The following is a 21249-nucleotide window of genomic DNA, read 5'->3' as shown; positions in this document are numbered from 1 at the left end:
AGGCAGAGCGCCGGTCATGGGCTTTTTTCCTGCAAAAAAGGAGGATACACATGGCAAGAAAGTTACAGCTTGTGTCGGAACTGGCGAACCAGACCGCCCATAACATCACGCGGGATGTGGACGGATGGAAACAGTACCTTAACACGGCTTCACGGTTATACAAATACAAGTTTGACGAGCAGCTTTTGATCTATGCACAGCGCCCTGATGCTACGGCCTGTGCAGAGATGGAACTGTGGAATGAAAAAATGCGCCGGTGGGTAAAGGCAGGCTCCAAAGGGATTGCCCTGATACGGGGAGCGGAAACCGGCAGGCCCCATCTGGAATATGTCTTTGACGTGGCGGACACGCGGCCTGTGCGCGGCGCAAGAGAGCCATACCTGTGGGAGATGAGGGAGGAACACTATGCACCTGTCCTTGACGCATTGGAAAGGCGGTACGGGGAGGGAAAAGAGGAGGAATCTGGGAACAGGCTGATGGAGATCGCGGCAAAAGCCGTGAGGGAGGTCTACCCGGAATACCTGAAAGAACTTGCCTACGATGCGGAAGGAAGTTTTTTGGAAGAATTTGACCAGTTAAACCTTGAAGTGTGTTTCCGGAATACATTGACAGCAAGTGTCCAGTATACCCTGCTTACCCGCTGCGGCTTCACGCCTTCCGATTATCTGGATGACGGGGAACTGGCTGGCATTACGGAGTTTTCCACGCCTTCCGTCCTGCACCATCTTGGAAATGCGGCAAGTACCCTGTCTATGGGGATATTGCAGGAGATTGGAAAAGTAATCAGGAATTATGACCGGGAGTTGATGGCAAACACGCATATAAATATGCGGCAGGAAAATATCCAGAAAACGGCTGAAAAACCTCTTGCAAAATCCACGGACATAGATTATACTAAAGCTACAGAACAGTTTAACACTTTAAAGCGTGAAAGTAAAGAAAGGGGCATAGAAAATGGCAGAACTGACATACATGAAGAACGGGGATTACCAGATACCGGGACTGATACTGGACGGGGAGGAAGAACTGGAGGAAATGCCGATCGGGAAGTACGGGATGCTGCGCCAGACCTTCCTGCAGGAATACCATCAGGGGACGTACACATCCATGCTGCTGACGGGACGGCTGATGCCCCACTTGCGGCAGATAGACGAACAGGCACAGGAGCAGGTAGACCAGACGGTGGCAGAGATGATGAAAGCAAAGGGAGTGGACGAGAACCTGAAAGCGCGCGACCAGATGGCGTGGGTACAGGCGGTGAACAGCCTGACAGCGCAGGCGGAGGAAGCGGTGCTTCAGGAGATCGTGTACCGGTAGAACCGGAAGGACAAAACAAGGAGAAAGAACAGGAAACGGCGGGTGATAAGCCCGCCGTTTCTGCGCCTGCCTATTTCCAGATGTCCCTGTTCCCCACGGTGGAGGAACAGGTTGAGCGTATCGCCCAGACAAAGGAAGAAGAAAAAAGAGCGGTATCCCCCGCCAGCGGCAAAAGCGCGGTGCCAGAGGTGGCAGAAGGAGTGATCGGGCGGGCGCTTACCAGCGGCAGTAACGAAAAGGGAAGCACCATGCGGATCGCTGCTTTTTACCAGAAATCCCCATCCATCGGGGAAGCTGCCGCTTTCCTGCAAAATGAATACGGCACGGGCGGCAAAGGGCTTACGATTGCCGGGGAAAAGTATGCCATGTGGTTCGATAAAGAAGGGATAAAGATCGCGCCCGGACGCACTGCAAATATCCCCGGCGCTACCCTTGTGACCTGGGAACAGGCGGCGGGGCAGGTATCGGAACTCTTAGAGGGAGGCATTTATGCCGCGCAGGAGATATTAGATACCGCGCGGGCAAATGAATATCAGGAACTGGCGGCCCAGCTTTGGTATCTGCGGCAGGACTTGAGTGAAGAAGCAGTGAAGAGAGGCTATCTGCCGCGCGTATCTGCACTGTATGGGGGATTCCCGGACAGTACGGAGAAGATCGCGGGGCTTTTGGAAGAAAAGATAAGCCGCGACGGTTTTGTAGCGGAACTTACCGGTTTTGTCGGCGCTTATGAGGCAGACCCTGACCTTATGCGTTTCCATTTCCATAATCCCCAGGCTGTTTTAAGCAGGCTTTCGGAACTTGACATTGAGCCGAGGCAGTTCCACGCTCTGGAAGGCTTTGAGCCGGCAAAAGGGAGCTTTATCACCGAAGATGAGATTGACAGGATGTTTTCGCGTGGAAGCGGCGTTTCCGAGGGGAAAATGCGGATTTATTCGTATTTCATGCAGGGGCATGACGCAAAGGAGCGGGCGGATTTCCTGAAAAACGAATACGGAGACGGCGGACATGGGAGAATGGGATATGACGAATGGCATGATTCCAAAGGGATAAAATTCACCCGTTCCGATGAGGCTTCCGGCTTTGACGGGTATGACACCGTAAAGATGAACTGGAACCAGGTACAGAAACGGATTGGGGAACTGATTGATACCGGGAGATACCTGAATCCGAAAGAAATGGCGTATACCTCCGAGTATGAAAAGATACAGCTTGCCCGGAGTATCTACGCCTTTTATTATTACTGCCCCAATACCCCGAACCCCGGTAATTCTGCTGAGTGGGATGTGAACGCGGCTGAGCGGGATTTTAAGCCCATGCTGGATGAGCCAAAATACAGCGCGGCGCTGTACGAGGATATGGTGGAATCCTTTGCCACCGTAACGCCGGATGAAAGCCGCAGCTACAGCATTATGCAGAAGGCCATCAAAGATATGGGCGCATACCAGAGAGGCGAATATTCCCTGTTTACACCGCTCCCGGAGGAAACCCTGCGGGCAGAGAGGCAGAAACGGGAGGCGGCAAAGAAAGAGGCGAAAGAGAAACAGAACGCTCCCAAAAAGGAAAAAGAACCTGCCGGGGAACTGGAAGCTGCCGCCCGCGCCCTTGCCAAAAAGCAGAAGGGGAAGGTGAAAGAGAGAGCAGATGGGCAGCTTGCCTTTGATTTTGCGGCTGCGGGCGCGGAAGATGCAGGGCAGGCAGGCACAGACCTGAAAGATACGGATTCCAGTCTGGAACAGGTTAAGGCGCAGGAAGAAGATGTATGGTCCCGGTACAGCCTTGGCTATGGCAGTAAGGGGAATGGTTTGACTGTGTGGAACCGCTTGGAGGAGGTACACGGTGACTATAAGACTATTGCCCATATCGACGCTGAAAGGAACGTGAAATTTTACGATGAAAAACTGCCAGAGATCGTCAAGGCAAAGATAAGGAAAGTGGCGGCTACGGAACAGATGGATATGTCTGTCACCCAAAAGGTGCCTATATTTTCCACCCCACCGCAGATAGAGCCGGAAATCCAGGCAGAGAAAAAAGTGGAAGCGGCACCGGCAGGAAAATCTCCGGTGGAGATATACCGGGAAGCCCTTTCCATGCTGAGCGATGTCGTGCGGCAGAGCAGTTTTTATTCCTACCTGCGTGACCGTGAGACAGATTATGACGGTGCGGCGGCAGAGCTGGATAATGAACTCGGCTTTTTCATTAACGAGATCGCGGAGAGCCAGCCGGAGTTATATGATGCTTTCCAGTCCCTACCCATGTTCAGGGCGTGGATGGTGGAGGATATTTTAGAGCGTACTTATCAGGATGTGGTGACGGACAGCAGGGATGCAATAGAGCGGCATACAGGTGATGCGGATGTGCCGGAATGGGCAAAGGAACCAGAGGCAGACGCTGAGCAGGCTGTTACGGAAAATCCTGAAACAGTAAGTGTTGAAAACAGGGACGAAATATCACCGGAAGAAAGCGGCCGGACAGAGGGAAAGGGCACGGGAGAAGCAAAGACCCAGGATAAAAAGAAGGGAAGGACTTTACCGGAACTGAATTACCGGGCATTTATGCGGCTGTTCCCTGATTTTACCAAAGAAAATTATAGAGCTATGCAGTTTAAGGCGGGGGAATCCATGATGCCGCTGCACATAGAAGCGATCGGAAACGGCGAAATTTCTATAGCGCACTATTACCGGCAGAACGGTGATACTATGGCCGACCCGGAAATGACCTTCCGGATTGACCATGAAAAAGGTACATTGGAGCCGCTGACCTATCAGCAGGATAGTTTAGGGCTGTATCAGCAGGTATACCCCGAACCGGGAAGGTGGATTCCGAAGCTGCGCAAGGATTTAAACCGATTTGCGAACCAGTGGTTCCATAACATTGAAATACAGAATTATATCCCGGAGCGGGCTGTCATGGAGGCAGACGGGAACCGCACGGAGATTTCCTATCAGGATGGCAAACCTGTTATTCAGGAGGAACCCGCGCCGGTTTTGGAGGAAACAGAAAAAGGCGCCGGAACAAAACAGGAAGACACGAACCTTACTCCCAATGTGGAGGAATACTTGAACCTGAAAGCAGAACACCCGGATAAGCTGGTGGGCGTAGAAGTAGGGGAATATATTTTATTCTACGGCAAAGATGCACAGGCGGCGGCTCCGGCCCTTTCTGCAAAGCTGCTCACAAAGGAGATTCCCGGTCTTGGGGAAACACCCGTCACCGGAGGGAAGGGATGGCAGGCGGTGGTAAAAGACCTGTTAGAACATGGACAGAGTGTTGTGATCGCCAGACCTGACCCGGAACGCGGGGAAAATGCGCCTTATGAGATCGTGAAAGAGAGGGACATTGCTGACTATATTCCCCTTGGGATGAAGCTTACCATTGACGGGCGGCACATGGAAGTTGACAGCATTGATTACGAAAACGGACGCGTCAGCCTGAAAGATTTGGATATGCAGGGATGGTTCCCGATCTTTAGGGAGGAATCCGTCCCCTTTGTCCGGGAATGCGTGGAACAGGAATGGGAAAACAGTTTAGAGAGCGGGGAACTTCCGGAAGAAGCACCGCAGGCGGAAAAGGAGGCAGGCGGGCAGGAGGAAGAAACGCATACGCTGGCTGACAGTGCAGATTTTAAAGAGGCAATGCGGCTGTTGGAAGATTTCTGTAATAGCGAGTATGACGATGGCGTTGTAGATTTGGGAAACCCGGAGCATCTGGAGATCGCTTTCACCAATACGGAGGATGAACAGCACGATATACAGGTAGAAGTAAACCTTTTGGAGCATTCCATCAGTCAGTTTTTTGACGGCGTGTGCGTGGATAAGCGGGAGTATGGGAGTATACGGGAACTGATCGACGCAGAATTGTCCCGGCTTGATTTTGATGAACTTGTGCGCCTGGACGCTTCTGTAGAGAAACTTCTGGATAGACAGGGCAGTTCGGAGCTGGAAGAAGCAAAGCGCCTGATCGAGGATTTCTGTCTTGACGAATATGAGCAGGACAGCGTGGATTTTGGCAACCTGGCAAAAGTACCGCTTGCCTATGGCGTTACAGACAGCGGCGGGCTGGAAGTCCAGGTGAATGTAGACCTGATCCACTTTTCCCTCAGCCAGTATGTGGACGGGAAATGTGTGGAGGAGCGGCAGTATGACAGCCTGCGGGAACTGATCGACGGGGAACTTGCTTTTCTGGACTATGACCAGCTTATCTATCTGGAACCCGGCATAGAGGAACGGCTGGAAGCGGAGTTAAATGAAAAAATCCGGTGGGAAGAAATGCAGGGGGCAAGGGAAGGCGTCACCCCGACAGAATGGGAAACCACCGGCAGGGAGGAAGAAGAACCCCCGGATATGGTGGAGATCGAGGGCGGAGAGATTGTAACGGAAGGCCCGGCAGAAGGATACAGCACAGGGCTTCCTTACGATATTGTCATAGAGAAACTCCATTTCGGCCCTGAACGCCATAACTTCCATATCACGGACGACGCGCTGGGAACCGGAGGGCAGAAAGCAAAATATCAGGATAACCTTGCCGCAATCCGGACGCTCACGCAGATCGAGGCGGAAAACCGTCTCGCCACGGAGCAGGAACAGGAGGTTTTATCAAGATATGTAGGGTGGGGCGGGCTTTCCCAGGCATTTGACGCGGACAATGAAAAGTGGGGGAAGGAATATACAGAATTAAAAGAACTCCTGACCCCGGCAGAGTATGAATCGGCGCGAAGCACGGTCTTAAATGCCCACTATACCAGCCCCATAGTCATCAAGGCAATGTATGAAGCGGTGAAACGCATGGATTTTACGCCGGGGAACATTTTGGAGCCGTCCTGCGGCATCGGGAACTTTTTCGGGCTTGTGCCGGAGGAATTTGAAAAATCCAACCTTTACGGCGTAGAACTGGATTCCCTGACCGGGCGTATCGCAAAGCAACTTTACCAGAAGGCAGAGATTACTGTTGGCGGTTTTGAGACAACGGAACACCCCAATGACTTTTTTGACCTTGCGGTGGGGAATGTGCCTTTTGGGGAATATAAGGTGCATGACAAACAGTACGACAAACAGAACCTTTTGATACACGATTATTTTCTCACAAAAACACTGGATAAGGTGCGTCCGGGCGGTGTGGTGGCTTTCATCACCTCGAAGGGGACAATGGATAAGGCAAACGGCAAAGTACGGGAGGCACTGGCACAGAAAGCCGACCTTTTAGGGGCGGTGCGCCTGCCGAACAATGCTTTCAAAGCCAATGCAGGCACGGATGTGACAGCGGACATCCTGTTTTTCCAGAAACGGGGCAGTGCGCCGGAAAAGCTGCCGGATTGGGTAAACGTGGGGCAGACGGAGGACGGCATACCCATAAATAATTATTACCTGCAAAATCCGGATATGGTGCTGGGCAAAATGGCCTTTTGGGAGAACATGTATGGGAATGCCACGGAAACGGCATGTGTACCGCTGGAAGGGGCTGACTTAAAAGAGCAGCTTGCAGAGGCAGTCATACATATCAGAACGCCAGACAGGGAACTTTTGCACATGGACGCGCCGGAACAGGCAGAAGAAGAAAAGGCGGAAACCATACCGGCAGACCCCAATGTGCGCAATTTCAGTTTTACGGAAAAAGGCGGGAAACTTTATTTCCGTGAAAATTCCCGCATGAAACAGATCGAAGTGGGGAAAACGCCTGCAGCCCGCATCCGGGGCATGATCGCCATCCGGGACAGTGCAAGGCGGCTCATTGATTTACAGCTTAGCGGCGCGGAGGATGCGGAAATCGGGAAGGAGCAGGCGAAGCTCAATGCACTGTATGATAATTTCCAGAAGAAGTACGGGCTACTTGGCAGCGCCGGGAACCGTCTTGCTTTCCGGCAGGATTCCTCTTACCCGCTGTTATGCTCTTTGGAGGTACTGGACGAGGAAGGGAACTTAAAGCGCAAGGCGGATATGTTCACAAAACGGACGATCCAGCACCGCCAGCCGGTGACAAGCGTGGATACGGCAGTGGAAGCGCTGGGCGTTTCTATCGGGGAGAGGGCCTGTGTGGATCTGGGGTTTATGGCGTCCCTGATGGGAGGCGGGGATAAGATACCCCAGATCATTTCTGACTTAAAGGGCATTATCTTCAAAGACCCGGACAGCGGCCCGGCAGTTATTTCGGAGGAAAACACAGACTGGCATAAGGGCTGGCAGACTGCGGACGAGTATCTTTCCGGGGATGTGCGCAGGAAACTGGAAAAAGCGAAGAAAGCGGCGGAGGAATACCCGGAATTTTCCGCAAACGTGGAAGCGCTCCTTGCCGTGCAGCCAAAAGATTTGACAGCACCGGAGATCAGTGTCCGCATCGGCGCTCCCTGGATAGACACAAAATACTATAAGCAGTTTTTATTTGAACTGCTCCAGACACCGGGACGGCTCCAGAACGGGAGGATAGACGTGCTGTATTCGGATGTCACGGGTGAATGGCGGATAAAGGGGAAATCGGAGGACAGCATCACGAACACCCGCGTCCATACTACCTACGGCACAAAGCGGATCAATGCCTATGAGATTTTTGAGGCCAGCTTAAACCAGCGGAGCGTCCAGATTTTCGACACGCACAGGGACGCTGACGGGAAGGAAATTCGTGTCCTGAATGAGAAAGAGACAGCCATCGCGCAGCAGAAGCAGGACGCCATGAAAGAGGCTTTCCACGACTGGATTTTTAAAGACCCGGAGCGGCGCACGGATTTATGCGCTGTTTATAACAGGATGTTCAACTCTACCCGTCCCCGTGAATATGACGGGAGACATATCAATTTTATCGGGATGAACCCGGAGATCAAACTGGAGCCGCACCAGAGGAACGCTGTCGCGCGCATCCTTTACGGCGGGAACACCCTGCTTGCCCATGTGGTGGGCGCAGGAAAGACCTACGAGATGATAGCGGCGGCAATGGAGAGTAAGCGGCTGGGGCTGTGTAAAAAGTCCATCATGGTTGTGCCGAACCACCTGACAGAACAGTGGGGCGGCGATTTTTTAACCCTTTATCCCGGTGCGAAGGTGCTGGTGGCTACAAAAAAAGATTTTGAACCAAAGAACCGCAAGCGTTTTTGCGCGAGGATCGCTACCGGAGACTATGACGCTGTGATTATCGGCCACAGTCAGTTTGAGAAAATTCCCATTTCGCCGGAGCGCCAGATGGCCATTATCCAGGATCAGATTGACGAGATCGTGTTTGCCATTGCGGAAGCAAAGGCAAACAGGGAAGAAAAATTCACGGTCAAGCAGATGGAGAAAACGAAGAAGAACCTGGAAGCGAAGATTAAGAAACTCTATGATAAGAAAAAAGATGATACGGTCACATTCGAGGAATTGGGTGTTGACCGTCTTTTTGTGGACGAGGCGCATAGCTTTAAAAACCTTTACATGCATACGAAAATGCGTAATGTGGCAGGCATCAGCCAGACGGACGCGCAGAAGTCCAGCGATATGTTTGCGAAGTGCCGCTATATGGATGAAATCACCGGAGGGCGCGGTGTGGTATTTGCCACCGGCACCCCGGTAAGTAACTCAATGGTAGAATTATATACCATGATGCGCTATCTCCAGTATAGTATACTGGAGGACGGCTACCGGGACAGCACGGGGAAGATACGGAGCCTGAAACACTTTGACAACTGGGCGGCGACTTTCGGGGAGCAGGTGACGGCGGTGGAATTAAAGCCGGAGGGCACGGGATTCCGCCTAAAGACGCGGTTTGCCCGTTTTTATAACCTGCCGGAGCTGATCAACCGTTGGAAGGAGGCCGCGGATATACAGACGGCGGATATGTTAAAACTGCCGGTGCCGGAGGCAGAGTATGTCACAGTGCAGACGGAACCCAGCGAAGCGCAGAAAGCGATGGTAAAATCCCTTGCGGACAGGGCGGAGAAGATACGGAAAGAGAAGATCGACCCGCGGATCGACAACATGCTGAAGATTACGTCGGACGGGCGCAAGCTGGCGTTAGACCAGCGCATTATGAACCCGCTGCTTCCCGACGACCCTGGAAGCAAAGTAAACGCCTGCGTGGACAATGTATTCAGAATCTGGCAGGAGAGCGCGGAGACAAAGGGGACACAGCTTATCTTTTCGGATTTATCCACGCCGAAGGGAAAGGCGGAGCCGAAAAAGGAGGAAGCAAAAGAAAATACGGAAGGGACGGAAACGGAAGCCGCAGCGACGGAGGAAGAGACTGCTATGGAGGCAAGCGTTTACGAAGATATCCGGAAGAAACTGATCGCAAAAGGAATCCCGCCCCAGGAGATCGCTTTTATACATGACGCCAATACGGAGACACAGAAAGCAGAGCTTTTTGCAAAAGTGAGAAACGGCCAGGTGCGCGTCCTTCTTGGCAGCACACAGAAGATGGGAGCCGGAACCAACGTACAGACGAAGCTGGTGGCATCCCATGACCTGGACTGCCCTTGGCGTCCGGCGGATCTGGAACAGCGCGCCGGGCGGATTGTGCGGCGGGGCAATGAAAATGACCATGTAAAAATATACCGTTATGTTACGAAAGGGACATTTGACGCTTATACATGGGGGCTGGTGGAATCGAAGCAGAAATTTATCGGACAGATCATGACCTCCAAAAGCCCTGCCCGCTCCATTGAGGATGTGGACGCCACTGCATTGTCATACGCAGAGGTGAAGATGCTGGCGACAGGAGATGTGCGGATTAAGGAAAAAATGGATTTGGATATACAGGTGACAAAGCTGAAAATGCTGAAATCAAACCATCAGGCGCAGCAGTATGAGATGCAGGATAAGGTGCGGGGCTATTATCCTAATAAGATAAAAGAAACCCAGCTTTATATAGACTGCCTGAACGCTGACCTGCCCGTACTGGAGGCACACCCGGTCAAGGAAGATGCGTTTTCCATGACTGTCATGGGAAATGTATATACGGAGCGGAAGGAAGCGGGCAAGGCAATCGTGGCGGCCTGCCGCCTGATGGATGACCCAGGCAAGGAGATTGAATTGGGGGAATATCGTGGATTCCCGATGAAGCTCATGTTTGACGGCGCAAAATTCAAAGTGACGATGAAGCAGCACCTGACCCATACGGCGGAACTTTCCGATGATGTGGTGGGAAACATCACTCGTATCAACAACGCACTGGAGAAAATCCCCCAGAGCCTTGCAAACCATAAGGAGAATATGGCGCGCCTGCATAAAGAACTGGAAAGCGCAAAAGAGGAAGCGGAAAGACCTTTTGCACAGGAAGCGGAACTTCAGGAGAAATCAGCGCGGCTGGCAGAACTGAATACTGTCCTTGACAACGAGGAAAAAGGGCGCGGCACAGAACCGCCACGGGAGACGGAAGAAGATGCGGAGCGGGGAAATGAAAAACCCTCCATCCTGAAAACTTTGAAAGAATATGAACGGCCTGCGCCGGCTAACTTTGGAGCGGAACGCGGGCAGGAAAGGGAGGCGATCTGATGCGGAAAACGGAAGGGCGTACCATCGGGCTTTATTTTAAGGTAAGCCCGGAGGAAATGGCCCTGATCGAGAAAAAGATGGAGCAGGCAGGCACGAGGAATAAGCGTGCGTACCTGCGGAAGATGGCGGTGGACGGCTATATCGTCCACCTGGATATGGAGAGCGTGAAGGAACTGACAAAACTTCTCCGCTCCCTGTCCGCAAATACAAACCAGATAGCCCGCCGCTGTAATGAGACGCGCAACCTTTATGCTGAGGATGTGGAGGATCTGCGCAAAGGGTACGCAGCGGCACAGGCAGGGCTTCTTTCCCTGATACGGAAATTTGCAAGCCTGTAAAGACACATGGCGCAGGGGATGATTTCTCTGCGCCTGTTTTTTTTATCAATAAGATGGGCTGCGAAGCGTGACAGCGTTTGATTTGGAGGTGATGGCGGTATGCCGGGAGTGACAAAAGAACAGATCGCAAGGGCGAAAGAGTGGGATTTACTCTCTTATTTACAAACTTATGAGCCGCAGGAACTACAAAAATGCGGAGGGAGGGAATACCGGACAATGACCCATGACAGCCTTAAAATATCCAACGGCAAATGGAACTGGCACAGCCGGGGGATCGGCGGCAGGACGGCGCTTGACTATCTGGTCAAGGTGCGGGGCATGGACTTTGTAAAAGCGGTGGAGACGCTCTGCGGGGAACGGGGCGCGGCTGTCCGGATGCCTTCTGATATTCCCCATAAAGAGAAACCGGCAAAGCCCTTTTTACTTCCGCCGGAAAACCGGTGCGGGACAGCGGCGGTGTCCTATCTGCTGGGAAGGGGGATTGATGGGGAAGTGATCAGCCAGTGTATCAGGAAAGGGATTCTGTATGAGAGCCGTAACTACCATAACTGTGTCTTTGTGGGAAAAGACAGTGTAGGGAAAGCGCGTTATGCCTGCCTGCGGGGGATATATGGCACATTTAAAAATGACGTGGACGGGAGCGATAAGCGTTACAGTTTTTCGCTGCCTTCTGCTGATGAGGACAGCCCCTTTGTGGCTGTGGCGGAAAGCCCTATTGATGCGCTTTCCGTAGCATCACTGTTAAAGATGCAGGGGGAGGACTGGACAAAGAACCATTACCTTTCCCTGGGCGGGACGGCTCCCCGTGCGCTGCTTACGTTCCTCCATGACCATCCGGCAGTGGTCTGCATCAGTTTATGTCTGGATAATGATAAGGCTGGAATTTTAGGTATGGAGAAAATCCGGGAGGCGGTGCGGGAGGATGCAGAACTTTCCCGGCGCATCCGGGTGATCGTGGATAATCCGCCGCCCCTTGTTTGTGGGAAGGACTATAATGAACTGTTGAAGCAGAAAATAGCCGCCCGATATGAGGCAGAAAACAGGGAAAAAACGCAGGCAGGGCGCGTCTGTGGTATGGAAAAATAGAAAGGAAGGAGGATGCGGATATGGCAATTTCAGACCTGCTCCCACGAAAGGCTATGGGGAGCAAGACACGGGGGCAGACGCTTCAGGCGCGCATAAAGTATGACCAGAAGGAAGAAAAGACAAAGGACGGGGAATTAGTGTCATCGTACATGTGCTGTCCGGAAACCGCCGCTGAAGAATTTGAAATGAGCAAGCTGCTCTATGAAACGTCTACCGGACGGAGCCAGCCCCAGGAGCGGGACATTATTGCCTACCGCATCATCCAGTCTTTTAAGCCGGGGGAGATTACGCCGGAAGAGGCAAATAAGCTGGGGTATGAACTGGCTATGAAATTCACAAAAGGAAAGCATCAGTTTGTTGTCTCCACTCATGTGGATAAAGCCCATATCCATAACCATGTGGAATTTAACAGTACCAATTTAGAGTGTGACGGCAAATTTAATAACTATAAAAATTCTTCCTTTGCCCTGCGCAGGCTCAACGACCAGATATGCAGGGAACACGGCTACTCCGTGATCGAAAACCCGAAAGCAAAAGGACAGCGCTATCAGGAAAAAGCGGCGGCAAAACGCGGGCGGAGTTTCAAGGAGCGGCTGCGTCAGACGATTGACCGGGTACTGCCTGAGAGCAGGGATTTTGAAGATTTTTTATCCCACATGAGGGAAGAAGGATATGAGATCAAACGGCGGGGAAAATCGCTGGAGTTCCGTGCGCCGGGGCAGGAGAAATTTACCCGCAGCTTCCGTCTGGGGGAGGAATATACGGAGGCGGCGTTACAGGAGCGGGCCGGAAAAACTTGTGCCAGAACGGAGACAAAAACAAAACGAAAGGCAGCGGTAAGGAATGTCAACCTCCTTGTGGATATTCAGGCAAAAATGCAGGCGGGGAAAGGAAAAAGCTATGAGCGGTGGGCGAAGGTTTTTAACCTGAAAGAAGCAGCAAAGACTTTAAATTTTCTTGTAGATAATGGCGTCACTGATTATGAGGAACTGGCGGCGCGGGCTGAAACTGCCGGACAGAGATTCGACGCGCTTTCTGTCCGCATCAAACAGCTTGAGGGACGCATGGCAGAGAACGCACAGTTAAAAACACATATCATCAATTATTCCAAAACGCGGGAAGTCTATAAGGAATATAAGAAGTCACGCCATAAAAAAGAATACCTTGCAGAACACGCAGAGGAGGTAGCAAAGCATGAGGCGGCAAAAGCGGCTTTTGATGCCCTGAACGGGAAGCCGATACCAAAAGTGGCACAGCTTTCGGAAGAATATGCCGTACTTCTGGCCGAGAAAAAAGAGTGCTATGAGGAATATAAGGAGGCGCGGAAAGAGATGATCGACTACCAGAGCGCAAAGCAGAATGTTGATATAATTTTAGGATTGGAGCCGCGCGGAGCGGAGAAAAAAGAAACAGAGCGGTGACAGATAAAAAAAGAGGAAAACCGGAAAGGGAATAGGTAGTCCCTTGCCTGGTTTTCCTTTTTTTATTTTGTTTTTGGTGTGGAATTTGTTATATACAGAAACGGAAAGTATGTCGATTTTTTCGGGGGATCTTTGTCTTTAACCTCTGCGCGGAGTGCGGAGGGGGCGACCCGTAAGCGGGAGCAAACTCAAAGTGTATTGCTTTGAGTTGAAAGCCACGCCGTAAGGCGTGTTCACAAAAGAGCGGGAGCGTATTTTGCCGGGGATTGGGGTGTCCCCAACAAGCATAGCGAGGCGACATAAGGAGCCGGAGCGGGGATAGCGATATTCGTAAAGAATATCGTTATCCATTGCTTGCCAGTGCTGGTTTATGGTACGATTGTTTAAAGAGAAGCAAGTATTAGAGTTTAGTGTAAGAGAGAATAATGCGCTATGAAAAAGGGAAAAGGTAAAGCGGCTAAGAAAGCCATGAAGTTTGCAGAACGAAAAGCTAAAGCAGAAAAGTGGGTGGCAGAATATGACGGTACACCTTATGGCGGGGATATCATAAAAGCGTATAGGAAAAAATTTGCCGTAGACCGCATGAAGGCTGTTGCGGAGTTGCAGATGTTAGGCGTTTCTTTAACAAAGGAGCAGATTGACAGGGAAAAGGCGGCAGTAAAAGCCTATCAGGATATACAGAAGGCTAAAAAGGCAAAAAGGAAAAGACTTCGTGAACAACGCAAGATGCAAAAAAGTGATATAGCAGATTATCTGGAACAGGATGACAGATTTTATTATATAGCAGGTTATACTTCTGGTGGTGCGCCTTATGGGGTCACATGGGAAGAAATGGGGATGTCGCCGTATATGGAGGATTGTGATGATTAGTGATAAAGAGGCTTTGGGAAAAGTTGAAATAAATAGCGAAGATTTGCTTAAAGGGATGTTTTCATTCAAAAAGCCGCTGACGTCCCGGTATAGAAAAAAATATGTGGAGGTTCTTGCGTTAAGTGTTTTACAATATTGCTATGGCGATATATATGCTGGATTTGATGTGCATGATGCGCCGGATATCAGTGATGAGAATAGATTGATCGGAATAGAGGTTACAGAAGCGGTTACAAAGGAAGAAGCACAGATAGAGGGCGTATTTGTAAAATATCGTTTGGAAAGTAGTTTAGAAGAGAAAGAGCGTAGAAAACAGATAATTGAAAATAATGGTGCAAAGGTTGATGAGCTGGGTTTAACATATCCAGTGAAAAATAGTGATAGTGAAAAATTGATTTTTCAGGATGCCGTAAGAAAGAAAATGGAAAAGTTAGCATCGTATAGGCGGCAGGGTTTTGAGAAAGTAGGATTATTTGTTTTTTATGATGAACCACCAATACCTGTACGCCTTGAAGAATTAAAAAACTACTTTGATGAGGTCTTAAATGAGTATAGAGATAAATATGATGTTATTTATTTTGGATATTCCGGTGGCTTAATAGAGTATAATATTTTGCTAAATAGTATTCAGGCACGACGTATTGAGAGAAATGACTATAACAGACTGCGATATGAAGCAAGGTTAAAAGTAGAAGCATGATTAGCAAAACAAATAAGGTCGGGGAAGGTTATCAAGTGCCTTCCTCGGTCTTTTATCTGTCTTTCGGGGAAAAAATCTGTACGTCGGGAATTACAGTTTTTCATATACCGCCAGACCATGTATAATATAAACGGGTACAGTAACTATACCGCAGTATCAATTCCCAAACAAAGCACCAAAAGGTGGAAATCAATTATACTTTTTGAGATTTGTGCGATAAGATGGATACAATGCGTACAGAGGGAGGCAGCAACTCACATGAAAAAATGTACAGCAATCATTTTGGCAGTAGTTTTGGCACTCACAGCGGTTGGATGCAGTCAAAACGGGGAGCTGGGGGAACAACTTCATAGTGCCAGTTTATTGACACTTGGAGAACTTACTGAAATAGGGGATAGAGAGAAAATTGGCAATCAAATTCCGGAATGGGTATCTGAGGCTGATTGGAATAAATCTTTCTATGTTGTATCTTCATCAGATATAGAGCGGTTTGATGCTTATGCACAAGAAAACTTTCCAAACTATTGTGACGGGGACTGGACACAGGAGCAGAGTGATTCTGTTTATCTGGGACAGGGTATCGAAATGTTTGCCCTCGACGACGAAACACCAATCAATAGGATTATATACTATCCCGTTATTTTAAACGGTGTCATTGTGGATGGGTATCAGGTGTGTGAGTTAGAGAATCAGGAAATTACTATGCAGGGTTCGCCTTATTTAGTCAATGAATTAAATGTAATGATAGATTTGACAAGTGAAGAAACACCATTGATATTGGGATTCAATAATAACAACACGATAGGAATTATTGGAGATACCTATTATGTTTTAGACATAGACCATATGTATCATAAGGAGGTTGCAGTAAATAAGATTCCTGCTATTGAATTTAGTACCTGTGTGAATGCCATGGAGGTTTTATGTGCAGAGCGGATAGCAAACGTAGATGACTGGGTTATTATCCCATGATAAATGGCAGTGCAGAAGAATCTGTACATCGGGAATACTGTCTATACTTAGTAAGAAAATTTCCGATATAAAAATACAAAAAGGAGGCACACCAATGCTTCAGATAGCAGTCTGCGAGGACGAACAGGCGGACAGGGATCACCTCATAGGCATCCTGAAACCGCTTTTAGACAAATACATAGAAACAGAAGAATACCGGATCACAAACTTTACCTCCGGTGGGGCGCTGTTACAGTCGGATGACAGCTTCCACCTGGTCTTCATGGATATTATGATGGAGGGCAGGAATGGAATCGAAACAGGGCAGGAGCTTTACAGCAGGAACCAGTCTGCAAAAATCATATACATCACAAATTTCGGACAATACTGCATGGATGCGGTGAACACCGTACACGCCTTTGCGTTTCTGGAAAAGCCGGTATCGGCGGCAGCACTGGAGGAACAGCTACAGGCATTTCTTCGGCAGCACCGGAAAGAAGAAGTGCGGCTGGAGTTCCGTAACGTATCCTATGAGGAAAACGGAGTCCTGTCGGAAAAGCCTGTCCTGTTGCTTTCCATTGATACGATCCTGTACTTTGAATACATCAAGGCAAAAAAGAAGGTCAAAATCGTGACAGAAAATATGGTGTACGAGTACCCTGATGCCATCAGCGGGCTGGAGGAGCGGATGCAGCCTTACGGTTTTGAGACGAGCTGCCGGGGCATCCTCGTAAACCTTAAAAATGTGGCGAAAACGAAGGGATATGAGGTCGTGTTGAAAAATGGTGTAACAGTGTCCCTGTCACAGAAGCGGGTGGCGCAGTTCAAGGAACGGCTCAACGAATATATCCATAGCAGTGGGGAGTAGGGGCATGGAAAATTTAGTATATCTGTTCAGTTGTTTTCTGTCATGTGTGATCATTGCCGGGCTGATGTTCCAGTTCATGGGTGACCGTTATGGGAAAGCCTTTGAAAATCCGTGGCTTTACCGGATTGCCGCCGCTGTCGCCGTGGTGATCGTAACGCTGGTGAACTTAAAGCATAATACATGGTGGAATATGGCAGCAAATTTTTCAGTGTACGGCATTGCCAGTTTTATCTGCTATGAGGACAAAAACGTCAGGAGATATTGGCGGGTGATGGAGTCGGAATGTTTTTTTATTATGCTTATCTTATTTGAGGGTATCGGTGTGTTTGGGATTGACCTGCTGATGGAAAAACTTTCACTTATGCCGGAAGATGTGGTGATCAGCAACAGCATAGAGGTAGCTTTTTCAAAGCTGGTGATAGTCTTCTTTTACTATGTCCTATTAAGGAGGTTGTGGAAAAAAGATTACAGGCAGAGCCGGACACAGGTGATTCTTTACCTTGTCATGTTTTTATACAGTATGGTCAATTTTATCATCCTTGCAACAGCGGTCAAAAGGAAAGCTGACTATTTCCTGCTATGTGCAAACCTGTGCTGTGTTGTCTTTGCGAACTTATACCTGTTTTATTCCCTGAAAGTGGAGGATGAGAAGAACAGCATGGAGTTTCAGATTGCCATGATGAAACAGCAGGAGAGTATGCAGTTTGAGCATTATGAGAGGCAGCGGGAGAAATACGGAAAATCTATTGAAATCCTCCATGATGTGAGCAAACACATCCGTTCCATTGAGGAGCTGTACCGGGCAGGCGTGACGGACAAGGCAATGGAATACACAAGGCAGATCGGGGGCATCTTAAAGCCCCTTGTGCCGGAGGAATACTCTGACAATCCCATGCTGAACATCCTTCTTGCGGACAGGAAGCAGGCGGCGGAGAGCATGGGCATCCGGTTCGTGGTAAAGGTGGAAAGCACAGGGCTTGGGTTCATAGAGCCGGTGGATGTGACAACGCTCTTTGGAAACCTGCTGGAAAATGCAATGCAGGCTGCCTTGAAGTGCAGCGGGGAGCGATATATCAAGGTGCATATCAAAAACTATAATGAGATGCTTTCCATCCGCATTGAGAACAGTGTGGAAAAGGAAGTAAGGATAAAGAACGGCAGACCAGTAAGCACAGGCGGGAGGGGCACTGGCATCGGCTGTCTGAATGTGCAGCGGTGTGTGGAGAAATACGGTGGCAGTGTCCTCTATAAAAACGGTAACGGGAAATTTTACAGCGACGTGATCCTGAACCGATAGGCGGAAAAGCGTAACCCATAAGGTGGATTTGGGATCAGTTTAGAGCATTTTAGCGAAAAAATATAAAAAATCTGTACTTCGGGGAAAAAATCTGTACCTCGGGATAAAGTCATAGGGTTTTGTGTTCAGATTTCCGATAATTAAAATAACAGTGCAGTATATGTACTAAAAATGAAAACGGATTTTAAGAACAGGTTCAAGGAGGACAAAATTATGTCAAAAATAACAGATTATAGTTTTTTATTTCAGAGTATGTTTGGAACAAAAAGCAATGTAGGAATGGTAAATCCGCTCAAAGTGTCGGACTTGTCAAACGGTTCTTTGAGGTCGCAGTTAAAAGCAGCGGGAATTGATACGAACAGCGCACAGTATAAAGCGGCTGTTAAACAAATGACCCAACATGCCGGGAGTGGTGCAATGTTTACGAATGTACAGGCAATCAAAAATCTGATGAGCCAGTATGATAAGGATGGGGATTATATTGATCCTACTACGGGACTGGCAGGATTGCTTGTGACAGAGGAAAATGCCGTAAGCAGAAAGACACTGATTTCTATTCCGGAAAGCAGCCTTGACGATATGTTTGAACTTACCAAAAAAGAGTTTTTACAGGGAAATGGCATGGGGAATGGAGATACCACAAAGAGATCAGATGTTTATACGGATTTGCATAGGAAAATGAGTAAAAATGACCGTTTAAAAGCAGGATATACTTTATCGCAGTATGAAAAGGCATATACGCAGGCATTTATTGCAGCAGCGAAAGCGGCAGATCCTACTTGGAAAGCGGGAAAACCTATTAAAGCAGGGGCATTGGACGGCATTACAAGGGAAAGTGTAGAAAGCCAGCTTGCCAAAAGCGGTAACAAACTTGTGAAAAGGTCATCTGTTTCGGGCAGTTCATTAGATATACAGGTATAAAGTACATATTTTTGAGGGCGTGCTACGTTTCGTATAAATGTGCAAATGCAGTACGCCTTTCCATATGTGACAAATAATAGGCGTGTAAAGGCTGTTTATTGGGGAGGTGGATTTCATGAGCGTATCAGTAAGTGGCTCTGTCAGCAGCATAAAAGATGTCATTGCAACAACCGGAAAGGGAGAGCCGAACTGGTCTTACATCCCGTCTGCAGGGAAATCTAATAAATCGAAGGCGGAGTTTACCAGTGAAATCAGGGAACTGGCAAAAAAAGCAGCCATGGCGGGCAGCAAGGCGGAATCAGAGCAGATTTCCAGACAGGTTCTCCAGTTAAGGGCGGAATATTTATCTGATGTTGCACCGGACAGGAAGATGCTGTACCAACAGGCTAAAAATGCCATGAAAAGTCAAAATAATAACCCTAAATGTAGGGGGATTGGGGAATTGACATTATTGGATTTTTTGGAGGCGGCTGATGGCAGGGGAAGCGGCCTTGCTGAAAAAAGGTTTGCATTGACAGGTGGCGGCACATTGACTTGTCCGGTTTTAACAACGGGCGGTTATGGTGCAGTGATTGAATGCCAGGGTGTAAAAGCCCTGTCCAACACAGGCAATGGGTGGAGTTATGAAATGACACCGGCAGAGCTTGCCAAAAAGAATGAATTTTATGCGATCTATTGGGCAGAGTATCGTTCTGTTAAGAATAGCGTAGGGGCAGAACTTTCAGAACTGCCGGATTATCTGGAGGATAAGCCCTCTTTTGACAGGAAGGCATAAATAAGCGGCCATATGGGATTCTGTGAAAATACAGTAGAAATATATTCATGATTATGGTAAAACTTTAGCTGATTAATTTGGAGGTCAATAAGGAGGTTAAAATGAGAAAACAAGGTAAAACATTAAAAATACTTTGGTGGGTGTATATAGCTTTATTATTTGTCTTTGTTGTTGTTAAATTCAAAGGTTCGTTCTATGAATTAAGTGACAGGGTAAATACTTACTCAATGCAGGGTTCAATAAACTATAATCTTATTCCGTTCAGAAGTATGTCCGCTCAGATTGAACGCATTACTCAGTGGTGGGCACTAAAAAACTTATTGGGAAATATAATTCCATTTATCCCGTTTGGTTTTCTTTTGCCTGTTACATACAAAAAATTCAGTTCAGCGATAAGTGTTTTCGTTATTGGTTTAGCTTCGATATTGGTAATAGAGAGTTTTCAATTCTTTACTAAACTTGGTAGTTTTGATGTCGATGATATAATTCTTAATATGACAGGAATTGTTTGCGGATATGTGATTTTTTTGGTCACAAATCGTCTTTTTATAAGAAGATGATAATTATCAGTTTATCAGTAAACTAACACCACGATCACAACATAATAGCAACACAGCATCAGAGAGCATAGAAATCAAATCTGTGTGTTCTATTGGGCAGAGTATCGCTCTGTTAAGAATAGCGCAGGGGCAGAGCTTTCAGAACTGCCGGATTATCTTGAGGAGAAGCCCCTTTTTGACAGGAAAGCATAGATATGTAGTTTTTTGAAAAGTTGAATATTAAGAAAGATAAATTGGGATTTAAGGAGAAGATATTGTGGCTAATCCATGGGAAGAAATATCATTGTCTGATTATGAGAATCATATGAAATTAGATTCTGTTATGCAATTACAGAACATGAATCAAATGATGAAAGGATAATTTAATGCTTATCCAGTAAGTTCTGTTATGGTTTTAGGAATTGCTGGTGGTAACGGTTTGGAACATATTGATAAGAACAAATATCAAAAAGTATACGGGATTGATATTAACACAGAGTATTTAAAAGCAGTAGAAGAAAGGTATTCAGATATTTCAGAAATACTGGAATGTATACAAGTAAATTTGATTGACGAAACAAGTAAACTTCCAAACGCTGAATTATTGGTTGCCAATTTGTTAATTGAGTATATTGGATATGATGGTTTTCAAAAGACAGTTGAGCACGTTTGCCCCCAAATATGTTTCATGTATTATTCAGATAAATATAGATGACA

Annotated in this window: 13 protein-coding genes; all 13 read left to right on the top strand. The window is 48.2% G+C overall.

The features are described 5' to 3' along the window. Positions 1-50 precede the first annotated feature (50 nt). The 13 genes from GN277_RS25515 to GN277_RS31245 all read left to right on the top strand — a co-directional run bounded on the left by GN277_RS25515 (position 51) and on the right by GN277_RS31245 (position 21247). Positions 51-10766: a DUF6908 domain-containing protein gene (locus tag GN277_RS25515; RefSeq protein WP_456300599.1), complete on the top strand. Its 10716-nt coding sequence runs from the start codon at positions 51-53 to the stop codon at positions 10764-10766. Continuing rightward, the gene (locus GN277_RS25510) at positions 10766-11104 is read left to right on the top strand and encodes a plasmid mobilization protein (RefSeq protein ID WP_159755396.1); all 339 of its coding nucleotides are present in this window, start codon (positions 10766-10768) and stop codon (positions 11102-11104) included. The genes GN277_RS25515 and GN277_RS25510 overlap by 1 nt, the downstream gene beginning before the upstream one ends. Positions 11105-11203: 99 nt before the next feature. Beyond that, positions 11204-12190: a DUF3991 and TOPRIM domain-containing protein gene (locus tag GN277_RS25505; RefSeq protein WP_159755393.1), complete on the top strand. Its 987-nt coding sequence runs from the start codon at positions 11204-11206 to the stop codon at positions 12188-12190. 20 nt (positions 12191-12210) lie between these two features. After that, a complete protein-coding gene (locus GN277_RS25500; RefSeq protein WP_159755390.1) occupies positions 12211-13611 on the top strand; it encodes a relaxase/mobilization nuclease domain-containing protein in 1401 nt (466 codons plus the stop codon). Positions 13612-14043: 432 nt separating this feature from the next. After that, positions 14044-14481, top strand: coding sequence for a hypothetical protein (locus GN277_RS30610; RefSeq protein ID WP_244324910.1), 438 nt, complete (start codon positions 14044-14046; stop codon positions 14479-14481). After that, on the top strand, positions 14474-15181 hold the full coding sequence (locus tag GN277_RS25490; protein ID WP_159755387.1) for a hypothetical protein: 708 nt from the start codon (positions 14474-14476) through the stop codon (positions 15179-15181). The genes GN277_RS30610 and GN277_RS25490 overlap by 8 nt, the downstream gene beginning before the upstream one ends. A 258-nt stretch (positions 15182-15439) precedes the next feature. Continuing rightward, positions 15440-16153 (top strand): hypothetical protein, encoded by a 714-nt coding sequence (locus GN277_RS25485; RefSeq protein WP_159755384.1) that lies wholly within the window; start codon positions 15440-15442, stop codon positions 16151-16153. A gap of 94 nt (positions 16154-16247) precedes the next feature. Then, a complete protein-coding gene (locus tag GN277_RS25480; RefSeq protein ID WP_159755381.1) occupies positions 16248-17000 on the top strand; it encodes a LytR/AlgR family response regulator transcription factor in 753 nt (250 codons plus the stop codon). Between the two features lie 4 nt (positions 17001-17004). Next, complete coding sequence (locus GN277_RS25475; RefSeq protein ID WP_159755378.1) at positions 17005-18297, top strand: ATP-binding protein; 1293 nt, start codon at positions 17005-17007, stop codon at positions 18295-18297. 213 nt (positions 18298-18510) lie between these two features. Continuing rightward, positions 18511-19218, top strand: coding sequence for a DUF3879 family protein (locus GN277_RS25470; protein WP_159755375.1), 708 nt, complete (start codon positions 18511-18513; stop codon positions 19216-19218). Between the two features lie 115 nt (positions 19219-19333). Beyond that, a complete protein-coding gene (locus GN277_RS25465) occupies positions 19334-19993 on the top strand; it encodes a hypothetical protein (protein ID WP_159755372.1) in 660 nt (219 codons plus the stop codon). Between the two features lie 101 nt (positions 19994-20094). Next, complete coding sequence (locus tag GN277_RS25460) at positions 20095-20553, top strand: VanZ family protein (RefSeq protein WP_159755369.1); 459 nt, start codon at positions 20095-20097, stop codon at positions 20551-20553. Between the two features lie 388 nt (positions 20554-20941). Next, entirely contained in the window at positions 20942-21247 is a 306-nt protein-coding gene (locus tag GN277_RS31245; protein WP_322101272.1) for a PX domain-containing protein, read from the top strand. Positions 21248-21249 lie beyond the last annotated feature (2 nt).

This window comes from Sporofaciens musculi (assembly GCF_009830285.1).
GTDB classification, from domain to species: Bacteria; Bacillota; Clostridia; order Lachnospirales; family Lachnospiraceae; genus Sporofaciens; species Sporofaciens musculi.
This window is presented reverse-complemented; position numbering and strand designations above follow the sequence as displayed.